The 624-nt window shown below is 40.2% G+C and carries 1 protein-coding gene; it reads right to left on the reverse strand.

Features of this window, described 5'->3' with window-relative positions:
- Positions 1–71: 71 nt before the first annotated feature.
- On the reverse strand, positions 72–509 hold the full coding sequence (locus J7384_RS19235; protein WP_209116146.1) for an ankyrin repeat domain-containing protein: 438 nt from the start codon (positions 507–509) through the stop codon (positions 72–74).
- Between the last annotated feature and the right edge of the window lie 115 nt (positions 510–624).

Here is a 624-nt window from a genome sequence, read left to right on the forward strand (position 1 = left end):
TGTGTAGCGAAGCGAAACCGAGCCAAGCTTTAGCAGTCCCACTTTATTGGCTTGTTATATGCCGAACGTTCTTAATTCCTTATTGCACCATACTTAATTAAAAGCAGAGCCATTGGATGTTTAGAGTTCTTGCCAAAGTAGTTTAATGGTGTGTCACCATGCTTATTTACTTGGTTTGGATTTATACCCGCTTTCAATAGCATTTCAGCAATTTCAAACCGCTCTTTATCTGCGGCAGGGTGTAAAGCATTTTCTCCGTTCTCAGCAAGAATCTCTAAATCAACATTTAACGACAAAAGCTTTTTTACAACTTTATGCTGCCCTCTTAGCGAAGCCAAGTAAATCGCGGTAGCTCCGTATTTACCTTGTGCGTTCAAATCTACTGTTTTATGAATCAGCTTCAAAGCCAAAGGTTCATTATTGCTAGAAATGGCTTCTGTTAATTCTGTACAGTTTGCCCGGAACGAAATAAGTAAACAGATGAATAGCAGATGAAATACTTTGCTCACGTTTTCCCTCTAGGCATATAACGCCCGCTTAACGGGCAAATAATTAGCTTAGCTAAAATTTAGGAGCGCAGCGACGGGAGCTAAGCTTTATTTGTCCCGTTGAAGCGCTTGTTAT

Origin of the sequence: Endozoicomonas sp. G2_1 (genome assembly GCF_017744155.1) — a bacterium.
In the GTDB taxonomy this organism is placed as follows: domain Bacteria; phylum Pseudomonadota; class Gammaproteobacteria; order Enterobacterales; family Alteromonadaceae; genus JAGHQT01.